The sequence below is a fragment of the Vibrio sp. Vb2131 genome, assembly GCF_033338535.1.
In the GTDB taxonomy this organism is placed as follows: Bacteria; Pseudomonadota; Gammaproteobacteria; order Enterobacterales; family Vibrionaceae; genus Vibrio; species Vibrio alginolyticus.
Map to the genome: position 1 here is coordinate 1 of NZ_JAWOSW010000077.1, position 687 is coordinate 687.

At 43.4% G+C, this 687-nt stretch carries 2 tRNA genes and 1 rRNA gene; all 3 read left to right on the forward strand.

The features are described 5' to 3' along the window. Positions 1-77: ribosomal RNA gene (locus tag R7E38_RS22945) — 16S ribosomal RNA — on the forward strand; the annotation flags it as partial. Between the two features lie 66 nt (positions 78-143). Further along, positions 144-220 (forward strand) — tRNA-Ile (locus tag R7E38_RS22950). A 42-nt stretch (positions 221-262) separates the two neighbouring features. Continuing rightward, positions 263-338: transfer RNA gene (locus R7E38_RS22955), tRNA-Ala, on the forward strand. Positions 339-687: the final 349 nt, after the last annotated feature.

Here is a 687-nt window from a genome sequence, read left to right on the forward strand (position 1 = left end):
CCACTTTGTGGTTCATGACTGGGGTGAAGTCGTAACAAGGTAGCGCTAGGGGAACCTGGCGCTGGATCACCTCCTTATACGATGATTATTGCGATGAGTGTTCACACAGATTGATACGGTTTATGAAGTAAAGAGACGATACTGGGTCTGTAGCTCAGGTGGTTAGAGCGTTCGCCTGATAAGCGAGAGGTCGGTGGTTCGAGTCCACTCAGACCCACCAATTTCTTTCCCAAGGAATTGGCGACAGTATCGACACCTTGATGGGGCTATAGCTCAGCTGGGAGAGCGCCTGCCTTGCACGCAGGAGGTCTGCGGTTCGATCCCGCATAGCTCCACCATCTTTAAGTGTTCTTGAAAAAGAATCTTTAAAAATGGTTTTCATCAGAAAATCTAGCTCTTTAACAATTTGGAAAGCTGACAAAACAATCTTTAAGATTGTTTGTAAAGTTCTCAATGTTTGTCTTTAAGACAAACACCAAAAAACACATTCAAGTGTTCTTGGCTTTTTGTTTTCATTTTTTCTAAAAATGAAGGTAAAGAGATGAGTCCGGAAAAATCGAAATGTCTCTCGCTCATTCAAATAATGAGAGACAACTTTGGTGATTTGATTATCAACTCGAAACTCCTTCGGGTTGTATGGTTAAGTGACTAAGCGTACACGGTGGATGCCTTGGCAGTCAGAGGCGA